This window comes from Rhodococcus sp. 14-2470-1a, from assembly GCF_002259425.1.
Lineage (GTDB): Bacteria > Actinomycetota > Actinomycetes > Mycobacteriales > Mycobacteriaceae > Rhodococcoides > Rhodococcoides fascians_E.
This window is the reverse complement of sequence record NZ_NPFZ01000064.1, coordinates 1-588: the sequence shown is the minus strand read 5'-3', so window position 1 is coordinate 588 and position 588 is coordinate 1. Positions and strand designations below refer to the sequence as shown.

The following is a 588-nucleotide window of genomic DNA, read 5'->3' as shown; positions in this document are numbered from 1 at the left end:
ACCGACCCCCACCTCGCCGCCGACGCCGTACTACGCATCAAAGACACACTCGCACGCGTCCCGGACCGCGGCATCGGCTACGGCATACTCACCCACCTCAACACCGAAGCTGCTCTCCCACAGAACATTCCGGACATCGGATTCAACTACCTCGGTAACTTCACCAGCGGCACAGCTGGTGACCGCTCCTGGACCAGCGCCCCCGAAATCCCGGGCATCCGTGGACACGTGCCCGCAGAGCTTCCCGCCGCCGCAGTTGTCGACGCCAACATCGCCGCGGTGTCGGACGCCGACGGCGCGACCGTCTTCGACGGTTCCTTCGCCTACGCCGAGAAAATTCTCACCACCGAACAAGCACACGAACTCGTCCAGTTGTGGACAGCCACGCTGCGATGCCTCGCCGCCTACACCGGCCGCAGCCGACGCTCACTGACCGACTTCACCGCCACCGGTCTCACCTACAACGACGTCACCGCATGGGAAGAGCGTTACGGCGACATCGCTGACGTCCAACCACTGACACCACTCCAACACGGCATGGTCTTCGAATCCATGCTCGGCGCTGTGTCCGGTACCGACGTGTACCTC

The 588-nt window shown here is 63.8% G+C and carries 1 protein-coding gene; it reads left to right on the top strand.

Going from position 1 to position 588, the window contains the following annotated elements:
* Positions 1-588 (top strand): hypothetical protein (locus tag CH292_RS27610; protein WP_143545837.1); only part of this gene is annotated, 588 nt, incomplete at both ends.